This window comes from Kribbella steppae, from assembly GCF_004342025.1.
Classification (GTDB): domain Bacteria; phylum Actinomycetota; class Actinomycetes; order Propionibacteriales; family Kribbellaceae; genus Kribbella; species Kribbella steppae.
On record NZ_SLWN01000002.1, the window covers coordinates 246,051 to 260,800 of the forward strand.

Here is a 14,750-nt window from a genome sequence, read left to right on the forward strand (position 1 = left end):
AAGCCGCCTACGGTGGGGCCATGAATCAGCTCGACTGGGGCCAGGGACGGTACGAATCGACTGCTCCGGACCTGCTGCCGGCGGCGCGCGAACTGGTCGCGGCGGCCCGGATCCAACCGGGTGAGCACGTGGTCGACGTCGGCGCCGGCACCGGCAACGTCGCCCTGCTCGCCGCCGACCTCGGCGCCCGCGTGACCGCAGTCGAGCCGGCTGCCCGTCTCCGCGAGGTGATCCAGCAAGGCGGACGCGACCTGACTGTCGTCGACGGCACCGCGGCCTCCATGCCGCTGCCCGACGGCTCGGCCGACGTACTGCTCTCCAACTTCGCCGTCATCTTCGCCCCCGACCCCAAGGCCGCCATCGCCGAACTGGCCCGCGTCTCCGCACCGAACGGACGCATCCTCCTCACCGCCTGGCTCCCCGGCGTACTCGACGAAGTCCTCGGAATCCTCATCAATGCGGTCACGGAGGTGATCGGCAGCGATCCAACCGAAGGCGGCATCGACTGGTCTGACCCCGCCGTGCTCACCACGTTGCTGGAACCGCACGGCTTCCAGGTCACCGGCACCACCAAGGACCTGACCATCACCACCCACTCCGCCGAGGACTACTGGTCCACACGGATCGCCGGCCACCCAATGGGCGTCGCCGCCCTCCCCCTCCTCGAGCAGGCCGGCGTACTGGCCGACGTTCGCTCCCGCACGCTGACCCTGATCACCGCCAACTGGACCACCCCGTCCGGTGTAGTTCGCCTCCCCGCTCCATACCTCCTGGCCGAAGCCGTGCGCTGACCACCTGTTGATGCCTCAGCGGCAGAGAGTTGGGCATGGCCAGGGTTGGCCGCAGCGGGGGCAGTGACCGTTGAGAGTTGGGGCTGGTAGCCAGAGTGGGGCGGTTTGTACGGCGGTCTGCGCCGTGCGACTGAGCACGGGTTGTGGGCTGCTCGGGAACCAGTGGACTTGGGTGCGGCCGCCGTTGCCGTGGGCGGCCAGGAGGGCTTCGATGCCGCCGTCCCAGGTGGACGTGCTGGGCCAGCGGCCGCGCCAGCGCACGGCTACCGTGCCGTCGGACCACTCGACGCCCTCTGCCAGGGTGCCTGTGCCGCGCACGCCGGATGCATCGGTGTGGCGCACCAACCGGAAGAGTCGAGGCTGCCGCTGCATCGTGTTCACTTCTGCAGCTTTGCTCGGCACCCGCTGGCTACAACAGGTGTGGTCTGTGGGCTGTGTGAACAGCCCACAGACCACAGGACGGTTTTGTCAGTGAGGGCTTGTACTGTCCGTTTCACGCTAGTGAGCGGGGGTGATCCTGTGGCTGAGGCGACGTTCGGCGCGCAGTTGAGGGAGTGCAGGCAAGCGGTCGGCTTGAGTCTGCGGCAACTTGCTACGCGGGTCGGCTACGACCACAGCTACTTGTCGCAGGTGGAGCGCGGCCAACGACCGGGCTCTGCCGAGCTGGCCCGGCTCTGCGACCGTGAGCTCGGGACCGGCAACGAGCTGACCGGCACCTTCGAGCAGCGGCGCCGGTCGACGCCGGCGGCCCTCGCACCAGCTGATCCGCTGGAGCCGGCTGAGCCGTTGGCGGCGGCTGATCGCGTGCAGTCGGCCGATCCGTTGGCGGCAGCTGATCCGTTGTCGGCGGCCTGGCACGGGCTCGTCACGGCATTCGGCGGCACGGACACGACTGCTGCGCTCGGAGACTTCCGGAGCGTTCCGCCGGCCCGCCTGCTGCCGGAGCTCATCACGGATCTCCGCATGGCGCCGGCCCAGTCCGCGGTCGTTGCAGCCCAACTGAGCGTGCTGACCGCGCAGACCCTGACCAGCCTTGGGCAGCCGAGCACTGCCCGGCGGTGGTGGCAGGCAGCGCGGACCGCCGCGGACAGCTCGGCAGACACCTCTGTGCAGAGTTCGGTGCGGGCCCGAGAGGCAATCAGCGGGCTGGCCGAGCGGCGACCGCTGACGCAACTACTGGAGACAGCCGACGAAGCTCTCGCGGTCGCAAGTGGTGGAGCCGTGGTGCAGGCGCACGCTGCCCGAGCGTGGGTGCTGGCAGAGCTACGGCACCACGGACAGGCTCATCGAGCGCTGCAGGAGTTGATCGGGGTTGCGGATGAGTTGCCTTCGGCAAGTACGTCGTCCGGTCCGCTGAGCGACTGGGCGCCGTACGAGGTGCATGGTGTGGAGGGACGGGTGTGCGCGAGTCTGGGGTACGGCGCCGCCGGGTGCGTGCTGCTGGCTCGGGCCATCGAGCTGTGTCCAGAGGACTGGCTCGGTGAGCGGGCCAGGCTGCAGATGGGGCTGGCAGAGTGCCTGGTCGTCGACGGAGAAGTCGCGGCGGGTGTCGCGCTGGCTCTGCGGGTTCTGGTCGAACTGCCGGACGAGTGGCACACCTATTACTTGTACGACGACGCCGCGCGGGTGCTGAACGCCGTACGCACCAGACAACCCGGAATGGCGGCGACACTGCAGGAGCTCCTTGGACGGAGGCCGTACCTGGACAGCCGGAGTGTGGGCACTGGGTCGAGCTCACTGCTGTGAGAGGGGTAACGTGCCGGGAGTGAGTAGTGAAACGGCAGTGACAGACGTGTGGGACTTTGCGGTTGAGCTGCGCAGCGATCCGGCAACTGCGGAGGCGCGGACGGCTGTACTGGCCGAGCCTGCGTTCGGACAGGCGTTCACTGACCACATGGTCGTGGCCAACTGGACGGCAGACGATGGCTGGCACGACCAGAAGGTGACTGGGTACGCACCAATCAAGGTGAGCCCGGCCGCCGCCGTACTGCACTACTCGCAGGAGATCTTCGAAGGACTCAAGGCCTACCGGCACGCGGACGGGTCGGTGTGGGCGTTCCGGCCTGATCGCAACGCCGCACGGTTCACCGCGAGCGCTGCGCGGCTTGCCCTGCCGCAGGTGCCTGAGGACGCGTTCATCTCGGCGCTGCGGGCGCTGGTGACAGTCGACGAGCCATGGGTGCCGTCTGCTGACAGTGGCGAGACCAGCCTCTACATCCGGCCATACATGATCGCCACCGAGGCGGCACTCAGCGTGCGGCCGGCCCGTGAGGTGCTCTTCGGCGTCATCGCTTCTCCTGCCGGTCCGTACTTCGACACCGGCCCCAAGCCCGTGTCGATCTGGCTGACGACCTCGACCATCCGCGCGACCCCCGGTGGGACCGGTGCAGCCAAGTGTGGCGGGAACTACGCGGCTAGCCTCGCCGGTCTGGCCGAAGCGGTCGCCAACAACTGCGAGCAGGTCGCCTTCGTCGATGCGGTCGAGCACAAGTGGCTCGAGGAGATCGGCAGCATGAATATGTTCTTCGTGTACGCCGACGGGCGCATCGTCACCCCGGAGCTGTCCGGCTCGATCCTCGAGGGCGTCACCCGGGCCTCCGTGATCGAGCTCGCCGCCGACCTCGGCCACAAGGTCGAGGAGCGCCAGATCTCCGCCGACGAGTGGAAGGACGGCGTCCGCAGCGGCGAGATCACCGAGGTCTTCGCCTCCGGCACCGCCGCCGTGATCACCCCGATCGGCCGGCTGGCCTGGCCCGACGGCGACCTGACCATCGGCGACCACTCCGTCGACTACGGCGTCGGCCCAGTCACCAAGTCCATCCGCTCCAGCCTCCTGGACCTGCAGTACGGCCACATCCCCGACCATCGAGGCTGGCTGACCCGGCTGGCGTAGTTACTGCCGGTTGTCCCTGCCGGCGGTTAGGTTGAGGTCATGGCTGAGTCCAAGGCGGGGAAGGCTAAGACTCCGGCGATCGAGCTGGAGGTGGGTGAGCGCACGGTGCGGATCTCCAATCCGGACCGGGTGTACTTCCCCGCGCGCGGCGAGACCAAGCTGGATCTGGTCAAGTACTACCTGTCCGTCGGCGACGGAATCGTGCGGGCGCTGAGGGAGCGGCCGTGCATGCTGCATCGGTTCCCGGAGGGTGTTTCCGGGGAGAAGGTGCACCAGAAGCGGTTGCCGCACGGGGCGCCGCCCTGGATGGAGACCGTGCGGGTGAAGTTCCCGCGGTACAACCGGACAGCGGACGAGCTGTGCGTCACCGAGGTCGCACACGTGGTCTGGGCGGTGCAGATGTCGACCGTCGAGTTCCACCCCTGGAACTCCCGTCGCGCCGACACCGAGAAGCCTGACGAGTGGCGGATCGACCTGGACCCGATGCCGGAGTGCCCGTTCGATCGGGTCCGCCGGGTCGCGCACGTCGTCCACGAGGTGCTGGACGATCTCGGAGTGGTCGGCTTCCCGAAGACGTCCGGCGGGTCGGGGATCCACGTCTATGTGCGGGTCAAGCCGGAGCACGGGTTCTCCGACGTACGACGGGCTGCGTTGGCGTTCGCGCGGGAGGTCGAGCGGCGCGCACCGGAGGACGTGACGACGACGTGGTGGCGCAAGGATCGCGACCCGAAGAAGTTGTTCGTCGACTACAACCAGAACGCCCGGGATCACACGATCGCTAGTGCGTACTCGGTCCGCGGGAATCCGGAAGGAACGGTCTCGACGCCGATCCGGTGGGACGAGATCGACGACGTGGATCCGAAGGCGTTCACGATCCAGACGGTGCCGGCTCGCTTCGCCGAGCTCGGCGACCTGCACGAGACGATCGACGACAACGTCTACACCCTCGACACCCTGCTGGAGTGGGCCGAGCGGGACGAACGCGAAGGCGCCGAGGAACCACCTCCGCCGGAGGAATAGGCGGACGCCCAGGCCATCACGATCGCGGCACGCGAGGCGCCTACCCGCGCACGAGCAACAGTCTCACGCAGTTGTGATGGTGTGGCCGTCCGCACTCTCGCCGGCCAGCCCGTGGTGGAGGAGGTTGGTGAGGGTGTCGATCGCGGTTTCGTCGGAGATGGTGCGGCCGTCGGACGGGTTGACCACCAGCCAGGTGTAGGCGAAGCCCTCCATCAGGGCGTTCATGGCCGAGATGGTCACCAGTGGGTCGGCCGGCGGGTTCGGCAGGTGGGTGAAGTGCTCGATCATGTGGGTGTCGTCGTCGGCCATGATCCGCTGCAGCCGGCGGCCTAGCTCCGGGTCGACCATCGACGCCTGTTTCACCGCGACCATCTCCGGCAGGTGCTCGCGGTAGAACCGCCAGAACGCCGCGACATGCCAGCGGATCGACGAGATCTTGCTGAAGTCGGGGTCGTGACCGGCGTCGTCGAAGACTGCCTCGTCCGCCGCCGCGAGCATGTCGGTGAGGAGCGCCTCGAGCAGCTCCTCCTTGCTCGCGAAGTGGTTGTAGAACGATCCCGTCGCCCGGCTCGCGGCCGCGGTGATGTCGGTGATCTTCGTGTTCAGGTATCCGCGCTCGGCGAACACCTCCCGGGCCGCCTGCTTCAGCGCCGCCTCGGTCCCGGCCGCCCGTTCCCGGCGGCTCACCGTGTCCGTCACCAGAACCTCCTTGACACCGAACCCTAGCCACCTCCATAGTGAATTCAGATTCAGTGAATCATAATTCACCCAAAGGAGACAAGGATGACTGTCCTCATCGCAGGTGCGGGTCCGACCGGCCTGACCCTGGCGATCGACCTCGCCCGGCGCGGGATCGCCGTACGGCTGATCGACAAGGCGACCGAGTACTTCAACGGTTCGCGCGGCGACGGGCTGCAGCCGCGGACACTGGAGGTCTTCGACGACCTCGGCATCATCGACGAGGTACTCCGCCAAGGCCGCTCACTACCGCTGATGCGCATCTACCTCGACGGCAAAGTGGCCGACGAGCGCCGGATGGCTCCGATCCTCGAGCCGACCCCGGACATCCCGTACCCGAACGCGTGGATGCTTGGGCAGTCACGCACCGAGCAGATCCTGCGCGACAAGTTGGCGGAGTACGGCGTACGCGTCGAACTGGACACCGCCATCGTCGGCTTCTCCCAGCACGCCGGCACGGTGACGGCCGACCTGTCCACCGGAGAGACGGTCGAAGCGCAGTACCTGGTCGGCGCGGACGGCGGCCGGAGCTTCGTCCGCAAGCACCTCGGGATCGCGTTCGAGGGTACGACGGACGAGTCGATCCGGATGCTGCTCGGCGATGTCGCGGCGGACGGACTCGACCACGAGTACGGCTACTGGTTCGCGACGCGGGACAACCCGATGGCGGGCATCGCGCTGACACCGCTGTCCGGCGGGGATCAGTTCCAGTTCGGCGCGCCGCTGGACGACGATCAGGTCGACCCCTCGCTCGAGACTCTGCAGCAACGCGTCGACCACTACGCCGGCCCTGGCGTGGCCAAGCTTCGTGATCTGACCTGGTCGACCGTTTGGCGGCCGAACGTCCGGTTGGCCGCGCGGTTCCGGGTCGGGCGCGTGTTCATCGCGGGCGACGCCGCGCACGTCCACCCGCCGACCGGTGGGCAGGGACTCAACACGGGCGTCCAGGATGCGTACAACCTGGGCTGGAAGCTGGCCGACGGGCGTGAGGAGGTGCTGGCGACGTACGAGATCGAGCGTCGTACAAACGCGATGCGAGTCCTGGGGATCAGCGAGAAGCTGATGCAGAAGCACGTCGAGGGCGACGAGAGCGCGATGGAACGCGGCGAGAACACCCGCCAACTCGACGTCTCCTACCGCTCCCCGTCCGACAGCAGCGCCATGACCTCAGGCGATCGTGCCCCGGACGCTCCACTGGTCGATGCCGCCGGCAACAAGCTTCGCCTCTTCGACCTGTTCCGCGGTCCGCACTTCACACGGCTGCGCTTCACACCGACCACGCCGTCGACAGGTGAGCACACAGTTGACGTCGTACGACGGGATGCTGCGGACGGCACGTATGCGTCACCGGAGGCCTACGCCCACTACCACGCCCAGGACGGCGACGAGATCCTGATCCGCCCGGACGGCTATCTCGCCTAGGCGATCTGTTCCTGGATCTTGAACTCGAGCCCGTCGGCGGCGGCAAGGTAGACATCTTGATCGACGAGGTTGCCGTCGAGGCGCATCAGGCCTCGGGGGCTGTCATAGAAGTGGCCGGTGGGGAGGGCGGCTGACATGGCGATGGATCCGCTCACCTCGCCCAGGCGGGCGAGGAAGCGGATCGCTTCGTAGCAGGACTCGCCGACAGCGTTCAGCGCTGGGGCGTAGCGGCCGAAACGGGTGTAGTACTGCTGGGCGAACTCGCCGCTTTCCACGGTCTCCAGGCCGTCGAAGTACGCCGCCGCCGCATAGACGCCCTCGTTGGCTCCCGGGCCGGCGCCGAGGAGCGTGTTCTCCTCGATCGCGGGGCTGAGGCGGAGGAGCTTCTCACTAAGACCTTGGCGGGCGAACTGGCGGTTGAAATGTACGGCGTCCTGGCCCATCAGGAGCATGATCACGCCGTCGGCGTTCGCCTCGGCCACATCACCGAGGACCGTCTGGAAGTCCGAGGTGCCGAGCGGGACGTAGGCCGACTGGACGATCTCGGAACCCGTTCCCTGTAAGGATTCCTGGGCTACTGAGCCGGTCACTCGCGGGTACACATAGTCGTTGCCGACGACAACCCAGCGGCGGGCGCCGCGGTGCTCACGGATCCAATGAGTTGCCGGGAGCAACTGGTTGACCGGGCGCTCGCCGAGCATGAAGACGCCCGGGGTGTCGTCGCTGCCCTCGTGCATCGCGGCGAAGGCGTAGATGACGCGACCGCCGATGCGGCGGGTCAGGGCGACGCGTACGGCGGAGATGTGCCAGCCGGCGACCGCATCGACCCGGCCGGTGTCGACCAGACGGCCGACGTCTTCGGCGACGACGTCGGGTGCGCGACCGGCGTCGACCTGGACGAGTTCGACCTGGCGGCCGGCGATGCCGTTCCGTGCGTTGAGCTGCTCGACGGCGAGCTGACCGCAGGCCAAGCAGGACGGCCCGTAGATCCCGGTCGGCCCCTGCAGCGGCACCACGAACGCGATCGACACCACGTCGGAACGCCGCACAAGCACCTCCCTCATGTCAGCCAGCTCCACTGATAGTCAGTACGCCGTACCGGAGTCTGCCCAGTGTGGCGCAGGTGGAGGCGGATCTCCGAGCACTGGGCTATATTCCCAGCACCTACAACCGGGGAGGAGTGCGGATGCCGTCCAGCCTGCTCCTGCTGCTCAAGCAGGCCGAGCGCCGGATCGAGCTCGGTCTGCAGCCGTTGCTCGACGAGTTCGGGCTGTCCATCGAGCAGTGGCGGGTGATATCGGTGCTGCACGAGGAGCCCGGTCAACCGATGTCGATCCTGGCCGAGGCCGCCGTCCTGCCGGCCGCCAGCCTGACCCGGCACGTAGACAAGCTGGTCGAGCGCGGCCTGGTCCTGCGCCGGATCCACCCGGACGACAAGCGCCGCATCGTCACTGCCCTGTCCTCCGTCGGCGGTACCGTCGCCGATCGCATCGCCGCCGCTCAGCGCGACCTCGAGGCGGATCTCGCGGATTACTTCCAGATGGAAATACACGAACGTAGTCGATCGGCAACACCGCGGTAACAACCCGTTCCTAGGTTCCTTCCATTCGGGTGCATCCCGGCCGGCAGCGTCGCCGGTTCGCCGGAGCACCGCTCGCCCGAAGGTGCCGCAGGAGTTCCGCCAATGACTGTTGAACCCTCGCTCGACCACCGCGCCACCCCCGAACCACCCACTCCAACCGCCGCGACACGCGAGACCCTGGAGGACTACACCCTCCGGTTCGCGCCACGGAGCTACCGCAAGTGGTCGACCGGCGTCGTCGCCGTCTCGGCCCTCGGCGGGATCGCCTATCTGGCCGACTTCGCGATCGGTGCGAACATCGGCATCTCGTACGGAACCACGAACGCGCTGTGGGGAATCGCGATCTTCGCGGTGGTGATCTTCGCGACCGGCCTGCCGCTCGCGTACTACGCCGCGCGCTACAACATCGACCTCGACCTGATCACCCGCGGCAGCGGTTTCGGGTACTACGGCTCGGTCGTGACGAACGTGATCTTCGCATCGTTCACGTTCATCTTCTTCGCCCTCGAAGGCTCGATCATGGCGCAGGGTCTCGAGCTCGGGCTGCATATCCCGTTGTGGCTCGGCTATGCCGTGTCCACGCTGGTCATCTTTCCGCTGGTGATCTACGGGATGAAAGTGCTGTCGACACTGCAGGTGTGGACGACGCCGCTGTGGCTGATCCTGATGGTGCTGCCGTTCGTGTATCTCGTCGTGTCGCATCCGGATTCGGTGTCGACGTTCTTCGACTATCGCGGTCAGAACAACGAGGGCACGAATGTGGGTTCGATGTTGCTCGCGGCCGGCGTGTGTCTTTCGCTGATCGCGCAGATCGCCGAGCAGATCGACTATCTGCGGTTCATGCCGCCGAAGACGCCGGAGAACTCCCGCCGCTGGTGGACCGCGATGCTGCTGGCCGGGCCGGGCTGGGTGATCTTCGGTGCGATCAAGCAGGTGATCGGCCTGTTCCTCGCCGTCTACCTGATCGCCAACGTCGCCGACGGAGCGTCCGTCGCCAACGAACCCGTGCATCAGTTCCTCGAGATCTACGAAGGCTTCATGCCCGGCTGGCTCGCGATGGCGCTCGCCGTCGTACTGGTCGTGATCAGTCAGGTGAAGATCAACGTGACGAACGCCTACTCCGGTTCGCTCGCGTGGACGAACTCCTACACGCGGCTGACCCGGCACTACCCCGGCCGGCTGGTGTTCCTGGCGTTCAACCTGGTGATCGCGCTGGTGCTGATGGAGGCGAACATGTTCGACTTCCTCAACACCATCCTCGGTTTCTACGCGAACTGCGGGATGGCGTGGATCGTGGTCGTTGCCTCCGACATCGTCTTCAACAAGTACCTGCTGAAGCTGTCGCCGAAGGAGCCCGAGTTCCGCCGCGGCATGCTGTACGCCGTCAACCCGGTCGGCTTCGTGTCGATGGCCGCGGCCGCGGGGGTCTCGATCCTGGTGTTCTTCGGCGGACTCGGCGACACGATCAGGCCGTACTCACCACTCGTCGCGATCGGGCTCGCGGTCGTCCTGCCGCCGGTCCTGGCCGTTGCTACTCGCGGTAAGTACTACCTCCGCCGTACCGACGACGGACTCGACCTGCCCATGTACGACGAGCACGGCAACCCGTCGGGCGCTGTCCTGACCTGTCACGTGTGCCGGCAGGACTACGAGCGGCCGGACATGACCGCGTGCCAGACCCACGACGCGGCCGTCTGCTCGCTCTGCCTCAGCACCGACAAGGTGTCCGACCACGTCCTCCCGGCCACGCCGTGAACTTCACGCCCGCCGAAACCGAGAAGCTGCTGCTCTCCGTGGCCGGCATGGTCGCTCGCGACCGGCTGGCCCGGGGAGTCCGGCTCAACCACCCCGAAGCGGTCGCGCTGCTGAGTACCTGGGTGCTCGAGCGCGCCCGCGAAGGCGCCCGCGTCGCCGACCTGATGGAACGCGGCCGCACCGTCCTCACCCGCGACGACGTCATGCCCGGAGTCGCCGATCTCCTCACGGACGTCCAGATAGAAGCCACCTTCCCCGACGGCCGCAAGCTCGTCACTATCCACAGCCCAATAATTTAAGGGGGAATCGATGACGAGCAGGATTAGACTTAGCAATGAAGGACAGGGGGCGGGCAACGACGCAACCGGGCCGGGACCCGGTGCCGTCCGGGTCGCCCCCGGCACCATCCGGCTCAACGCCGACCGCACCGCCGACGAACGCCAGACCCTGGTGATCGTGAACACCGGCGACCGACCCGTGCAGATCGGCTCCCACCTGCACCTACCGGACGCCAACACCGCACTCTCCTTCGACCGGGCCGCCGCGCACGGCTTCCGGTTGGACATCCCGTCCGGTACGTCGCAGCGCTTCGAGCCCGGGGCATCTCGGGAAGTGGAGCTGGTGGCGTTGAAAGGCAATCGGCGGGTGCCGGGGATTCAGGTGAAGCGGGATGGTTGAGATCTCGCGGGCGGCGTATGCCGCGTTGTACGGGCCGACGGTTGGGGATCAGGTTCGGTTGGGGGACACGGACCTGTGGATCGAGGTGGAGCAGGACCTCACGGTCGGAGGTGAGGAGGTTGTGTTCGGCGGGGGAAAGTCGATCCGGGAGTCGATGGGGCAGGGTACGACGACCCGGGCGGAAGGCGCGCCGGATACCGTCATCACGAATGTGCTGGTCCTCGACTGGTGGGGCATCGTGCGCGCGGATGTGGGGATCCGCGACGGCCGCATCGTCGCGCTCGGGCGGGCCGGGAATCCGGACATCGCGGACGGCGTGCACCCCGAGCTGCGGATCGGACCGTCGACGGACGTGATCGCGGGCGAGGGGCGGATCCTCACCGCGGGCGCGATCGACTCCCACGTTCACCTGCTCTCGCCGTCGCAGCTGCATGAGGCGCTCGCCACCGGGATCACCACGATCGTCGGCGGCGGGACCGGGCCGAGCGAGGGGTCCAAGGCGACCACCGTGACGCCAGGTGCGTGGCATCTCGAGCAGATGCACCGGAGCCTCGACGCGTTCCCGCTCAACGTGTTGCTGCTGGGCAAGGGGAACACGGTGAGTGCCGAGGCGCTCGCCGAGCAGGCGCTGGCCGGTGCCGCCGGATACAAGGTGCACGAGGATTGGGGTTCGACCCCGGCCGCGATCGACACCGCGCTGCGGGCCGCGGACGAGTGGGGGCTCCAGGTTGCCCTCCACGCCGACAGCCTGAACGAGGCCGGCTTCGTCGAATCCACGCTGAACGCGATCGCCGGTCGCGGGATCCACGCCTTCCACGTCGAGGGCGCCGGCGGTGGGCATGCGCCGGACATCCTCTCGATCGCGTCGTACCCGCATGTCATCCCGGGCTCGACCAACCCGACGTTGCCGCACACGGTCAACACCGTCGCCGAGCACCTCGACATGCTGATGGTCTGCCATCACCTCAGCCCGGACCTGCCAGAGGATCTCGCGTTCGCCGAGTCGCGGATCCGGGCGACGACGATCGCGGCCGAGGACATCCTGCACGACCTGGGCGCGTTGTCCGTCACCTCGTCGGACGCGCAGGCGATGGGCCGGATCGGCGAGGTGATCACTCGTACGTGGCAGGTCGCGCACGTGATGAAGGACCGGCGCGGCCCACTCGGCACGAGCCTGCCGGCCGACAACGAGCGGGTACGGCGGTACGTCGCGAAGTACACGATCAACCCGGCAGTTGCCCATGGCATCGATCACGTGGTCGGCTCGGTGGAGAGCGGGAAGCTGGCGGATCTGACGCTGTGGGATCCGCGGTACTTCGGTGTCCGCCCGAGCCTGGTGATCAAGGGCGGCGCAATCGCGTGGGCGGCGTTGGGCGATCCGAACGCGTCGATCCCGACTCCGCAGCCGGTGCTGATGCGGCCGGCGTTCGGGGATGCGATCGGGGCGGATCTGTCGTTCACGTTCGTCTCCCCCGCCGCGTTGGACGATGGGTTGGCCGAGCGACTGCGGTTGCGTCGGCGGCTGCTCGCCGTACGGCCGACGCGGGAGATCGGCAAGGCGGACATGAAGAACAACGATGCGCTGCCGAGTATCGACATCGATCCCGAGACGTTCGCGATCAAGGTCGACGGAGACCTGGTGGAGCCGGCGCCGGCCGACGTACTGCCACTCGCCCAGCTCTATGCGATGTTCTGATGACCTCGCCTGAGGTGGTCGCGTTGATGCTGGCCGACGGCCGGTTGCCGACCGGCGGGCACACCCAGTCCGCCGGTCTCGAGCCGGCCGTCCGCGCCGGGCTAGGTGCCGACGGCAAGCAACTCGCCGACGTCGCCGCCTACGCCCGAGACCGTCTCCGCACAGTCACCCGAGTCGAAGCCGCCACCGCCGTACTCGCTCGCCACATCACCCTGGATGCTCCGTCGCCGAGTCGTGGATTTCTGCTGGAGAACGGGCCCTCAGCCGACGGAAATCCACGACTGAGTGTCGACTCAGCGGAGGACGAGGTGGGCGCGAGTGCTGGGGGTCCGACGGGTGCGGCGGCGGGACGATCGGGGCTCGCGGTGGTTGAGGGGGCCTGGGCGGCTCGGACGCCTTCTCAGGTGTTGCGGGGGGTGTCGCGGCGGCAAGGGCGGGCGTACTTGCGGCTGGCGGCGCGAGTTTGGCCCGATGTACTGCGGTATCTCAAGCGAGACAGTGAGGTCGCGAGGCCGATTGTGGTGGGGGTGATCGGGGGTGTGACAGGGCTGTCGGCGGAGCAGGTTGCCAGGTTGGTCGCGTACGACGACGTACAGACAGTGGTGGCCGCTTCGCTCAAGTTACTGCCAGTAGATCCAGCCGACGCGGCGACCTGGCTGGCCGGACTGCATGACGACATCGAGCGGCTCGTCACCGACGTCGCGCCGTTGACCGAGATCGACAAGTTGCCGGCGGACGGGGCGCCGCTGATCGACGTGTTCGCCCAGAACCACGCCAACGAAAGAATGAGGTTGTTCCATGCCTGAACACAGAACGCGTTCCTTCCGGCTGGGCGTCGCCGGCCCGGTGGGCACTGGGAAGAGCTCGTTGATTGCCACCGTCTGCCGGGAGCTGGCCGACGAACTGAGGCTCGGCGTGATCACCAACGACATCTACACCGACGAGGATGCGCGGTTGCTGCGGTCGGCCGGCGTCCTGGAGCCGGAGCGGATCCGCGCGGTGGAGACCGGCGCTTGCCCGCACACCGCGATCCGGGACGACGTGACGCCGAACCTGATCGCGGTCGAGGATCTCGAGCGGGACTTCGCGCCGCTGGATGTCGTCCTGGTGGAGTCCGGTGGTGACAACCTGACGGCGACCTTCTCCCCCGCGCTCGTCGATGCGCAGATCTTCGTCCTCGATGTCGCGGGCGGTGGGGACGTCGCGCGCAAGGGCGGTCCGGGGATCGCGCGAGCGGACTTACTCGTAGTAAATAAGACGGATCTCTCGCCGTACGTCGGGGTGGACGTCGAGCAGATGGTGAAGGATGCCGAGGCCGCGCGCGACGGTAAGCCGGTACTCGCGCTGTCCCGCAACGACCCGGCATCGGTCGCCCGGCTGAAGGAATGGGTGCTGTCCATGACAAGAGTCGTCCGCAGCGGTGAGCACACGCCCGTCGATCCCGGCCCGATGGCGCCGCATTCTCACGTCGGCGAGAACGGCGAGCTGATCACCCATACCCATGCCCACGCGCATTGAGGTTGTCGCCGACCCGGTTCGCGACCGATGTGTGCTGACGACTGATCACCTGTCACCCCGGCAGCTACCTGGGCCGCCCGGCGTCGTACGGATTGCGCTGGTCGCCGCTGGGGCCTTGTTGCTGGCCGGAGACCAGGTGCGGATCGAGGTCGTGGTGTCAGGGCCGGTGCGGGTGGAGATCGTCGAGACAGCCGGGACCGTTGCGTATGGGATGCGCGGCGGGTCGGCGCGGTGGGACGTCGACATCCGGCTCACCGACGGTGCGAGTCTGCGCTGGTACGGCGAACCGTTCGTCGTCTCGGCCGATGCGGCGGTGATGCGGTCGACCGTCGTACGGATGGAGAACGGGTGTACGGCGGAACTGCGGGAGTCACTCGTACTCGGGCGGCATGGAGAAGTCGGCGGCGCGCTGCAGACGATGACGCGGGCGTGGATCGGCGACGAGCTCACCCTGGCCGAAGACCTCGACCTGTCCCCCGACGCCCGCGACGGCTGGGCGGTCATGCACACCGCCCGTTGCCTGGACACCGTCACCTCGCTCGGCTTCCGCCTTCCTGAAGAGGCTCAGACCATGCAGCTCGAGGGGTGCGGTTCGATCGCGCGCCGATTGGTCCACGAGCATCACGAGAGCGACCTCCAGCAAGTGCGCTGAGCTTC

General features: G+C 67.6%; 16 protein-coding genes. 13 read left to right on the plus strand and 3 right to left on the minus strand.

Annotated features, from left to right (window positions below; translation table 11 throughout):
• The first annotated feature begins 20 nt into the window (after positions 1-20).
• Positions 21-791, plus strand: a complete 771-nt coding sequence (locus EV652_RS05985; protein WP_158441095.1) for a class I SAM-dependent methyltransferase — start codon at positions 21-23, stop codon at positions 789-791.
• A gap of 15 nt (positions 792-806) precedes the next feature.
• On the opposite strand, the gene EV652_RS46460 is transcribed toward EV652_RS05985, so the two are convergent.
• Positions 807-1,163 (minus strand): hypothetical protein, encoded by a 357-nt coding sequence (locus EV652_RS46460; protein ID WP_500784486.1) that lies wholly within the window; start codon positions 1,161-1,163, stop codon positions 807-809.
• Positions 1,164-1,310: 147 nt separating this feature from the next.
• Between EV652_RS46460 and EV652_RS05995 the strand changes: the two genes are divergently transcribed.
• The 3 genes from EV652_RS05995 to ligD are packed head-to-tail and all read left to right on the plus strand — an operon-like array spanning position 1,311 to position 4,704.
• On the plus strand, positions 1,311-2,537 hold the full coding sequence (locus EV652_RS05995; RefSeq protein ID WP_132207984.1) for a helix-turn-helix domain-containing protein: 1,227 nt from the start codon (positions 1,311-1,313) through the stop codon (positions 2,535-2,537).
• A 19-nt stretch (positions 2,538-2,556) separates the two neighbouring features.
• Complete coding sequence (locus tag EV652_RS06000; RefSeq protein ID WP_132207985.1) at positions 2,557-3,684, plus strand: branched-chain amino acid aminotransferase; 1,128 nt, start codon at positions 2,557-2,559, stop codon at positions 3,682-3,684.
• 39 nt (positions 3,685-3,723) lie between these two features.
• Positions 3,724-4,704, plus strand: a complete 981-nt coding sequence (gene ligD / locus EV652_RS06005; RefSeq protein ID WP_132207986.1) for a non-homologous end-joining DNA ligase — start codon at positions 3,724-3,726, stop codon at positions 4,702-4,704.
• A 63-nt stretch (positions 4,705-4,767) separates the two neighbouring features.
• Here the strand turns inward: ligD and EV652_RS06010 are convergent, their stop codons facing one another.
• A complete protein-coding gene (locus EV652_RS06010; protein WP_199238040.1) occupies positions 4,768-5,403 on the minus strand; it encodes a TetR/AcrR family transcriptional regulator in 636 nt (211 codons plus the stop codon).
• An 84-nt stretch (positions 5,404-5,487) separates the two neighbouring features.
• On the opposite strand from EV652_RS06010, the gene EV652_RS06015 reads away from it, so the two are divergent.
• Positions 5,488-6,864, plus strand: coding sequence for an FAD-dependent monooxygenase (locus EV652_RS06015; RefSeq protein ID WP_132207987.1), 1,377 nt, complete (start codon positions 5,488-5,490; stop codon positions 6,862-6,864).
• On the opposite strand, the gene EV652_RS06020 is transcribed toward EV652_RS06015, so the two are convergent.
• Positions 6,861-7,928 carry a substrate-binding domain-containing protein gene (locus EV652_RS06020; RefSeq protein WP_242001592.1) on the minus strand — a complete coding sequence of 356 codons (1,068 nt, stop codon included), beginning with the start codon at positions 7,926-7,928 and terminating at the stop codon, positions 6,861-6,863. The genes EV652_RS06015 and EV652_RS06020 overlap by 4 nt on opposite strands.
• Positions 7,929-8,050: 122 nt before the next feature.
• On the opposite strand from EV652_RS06020, the gene EV652_RS06025 reads away from it, so the two are divergent.
• The 8 genes from EV652_RS06025 (at position 8,051) to EV652_RS06060 (ending at position 14,745) form a co-directional block, all read left to right on the plus strand.
• Positions 8,051-8,446 (plus strand): MarR family winged helix-turn-helix transcriptional regulator, encoded by a 396-nt coding sequence (locus EV652_RS06025; protein WP_132207988.1) that lies wholly within the window; start codon positions 8,051-8,053, stop codon positions 8,444-8,446.
• Between the two features lie 102 nt (positions 8,447-8,548).
• Positions 8,549-10,201: a purine-cytosine permease family protein gene (locus EV652_RS06030; RefSeq protein ID WP_132207989.1), complete on the plus strand. Its 1,653-nt coding sequence runs from the start codon at positions 8,549-8,551 to the stop codon at positions 10,199-10,201.
• Positions 10,198-10,500 carry an urease subunit gamma gene (locus EV652_RS06035; protein ID WP_132207990.1) on the plus strand — a complete coding sequence of 101 codons (303 nt, stop codon included), beginning with the start codon at positions 10,198-10,200 and terminating at the stop codon, positions 10,498-10,500. Before EV652_RS06030 ends, EV652_RS06035 begins: the two co-directional genes overlap by 4 nt.
• Positions 10,501-10,510: 10 nt before the next feature.
• Positions 10,511-10,879 carry an urease subunit beta gene (ureB, locus tag EV652_RS06040; RefSeq protein WP_132207991.1) on the plus strand — a complete coding sequence of 123 codons (369 nt, stop codon included), beginning with the start codon at positions 10,511-10,513 and terminating at the stop codon, positions 10,877-10,879.
• Positions 10,872-12,575 carry an urease subunit alpha gene (locus tag EV652_RS06045; protein ID WP_132207992.1) on the plus strand — a complete coding sequence of 568 codons (1,704 nt, stop codon included), beginning with the start codon at positions 10,872-10,874 and terminating at the stop codon, positions 12,573-12,575. The genes ureB and EV652_RS06045 overlap by 8 nt, the downstream gene beginning before the upstream one ends.
• Entirely contained in the window at positions 12,575-13,381 is an 807-nt protein-coding gene (locus tag EV652_RS06050) for an urease accessory protein UreF (RefSeq protein WP_132207993.1), read from the plus strand. The genes EV652_RS06045 and EV652_RS06050 overlap by 1 nt, the downstream gene beginning before the upstream one ends.
• Positions 13,374-14,093 (plus strand): urease accessory protein UreG, encoded by a 720-nt coding sequence (ureG, locus tag EV652_RS06055; RefSeq protein ID WP_132207994.1) that lies wholly within the window; start codon positions 13,374-13,376, stop codon positions 14,091-14,093. The genes EV652_RS06050 and ureG overlap by 8 nt, the downstream gene beginning before the upstream one ends.
• Positions 14,077-14,745, plus strand: a complete 669-nt coding sequence (locus EV652_RS06060) for an urease accessory protein UreD (protein WP_132207995.1) — start codon at positions 14,077-14,079, stop codon at positions 14,743-14,745. The genes ureG and EV652_RS06060 overlap by 17 nt, the downstream gene beginning before the upstream one ends.
• The last annotated feature ends 5 nt before the right edge of the window (positions 14,746-14,750 follow it).

Excerpts from the sequence above, each read along its gene's own strand:
- EV652_RS05985 (WP_158441095.1), top strand. The coding sequence starts at position 21 with ATGAATCAGCTCGACTGGGGCCAGGGACGGTACGAATCGACTGCTCCG.
- EV652_RS46460 (WP_500784486.1), bottom strand. The coding sequence starts at position 1,163 with ATGCAGCGGCAGCCTCGACTCTTCCGGTTGGTGCGCCACACCGATGCA.
- ligD (WP_132207986.1), top strand. The coding sequence starts at position 3,724 with ATGGCTGAGTCCAAGGCGGGGAAGGCTAAGACTCCGGCGATCGAGCTG.
- EV652_RS06015 (WP_132207987.1), top strand. The coding sequence starts at position 5,488 with ATGACTGTCCTCATCGCAGGTGCGGGTCCGACCGGCCTGACCCTGGCG.
- EV652_RS06020 (WP_242001592.1), bottom strand. The coding sequence starts at position 7,928 with ATGAGGGAGGTGCTTGTGCGGCGTTCCGACGTGGTGTCGATCGCGTTC.
- EV652_RS06025 (WP_132207988.1), top strand. The coding sequence starts at position 8,051 with ATGCCGTCCAGCCTGCTCCTGCTGCTCAAGCAGGCCGAGCGCCGGATC.
- EV652_RS06030 (WP_132207989.1), top strand. The coding sequence starts at position 8,549 with ATGACTGTTGAACCCTCGCTCGACCACCGCGCCACCCCCGAACCACCC.
- ureB (WP_132207991.1), top strand. The coding sequence starts at position 10,511 with ATGACGAGCAGGATTAGACTTAGCAATGAAGGACAGGGGGCGGGCAAC.
- EV652_RS06045 (WP_132207992.1), top strand. The coding sequence starts at position 10,872 with ATGGTTGAGATCTCGCGGGCGGCGTATGCCGCGTTGTACGGGCCGACG.
- EV652_RS06050 (WP_132207993.1), top strand. The coding sequence starts at position 12,575 with ATGACCTCGCCTGAGGTGGTCGCGTTGATGCTGGCCGACGGCCGGTTG.
- ureG (WP_132207994.1), top strand. The coding sequence starts at position 13,374 with ATGCCTGAACACAGAACGCGTTCCTTCCGGCTGGGCGTCGCCGGCCCG.
- EV652_RS06060 (WP_132207995.1), top strand. The coding sequence starts at position 14,077 with ATGCCCACGCGCATTGAGGTTGTCGCCGACCCGGTTCGCGACCGATGT.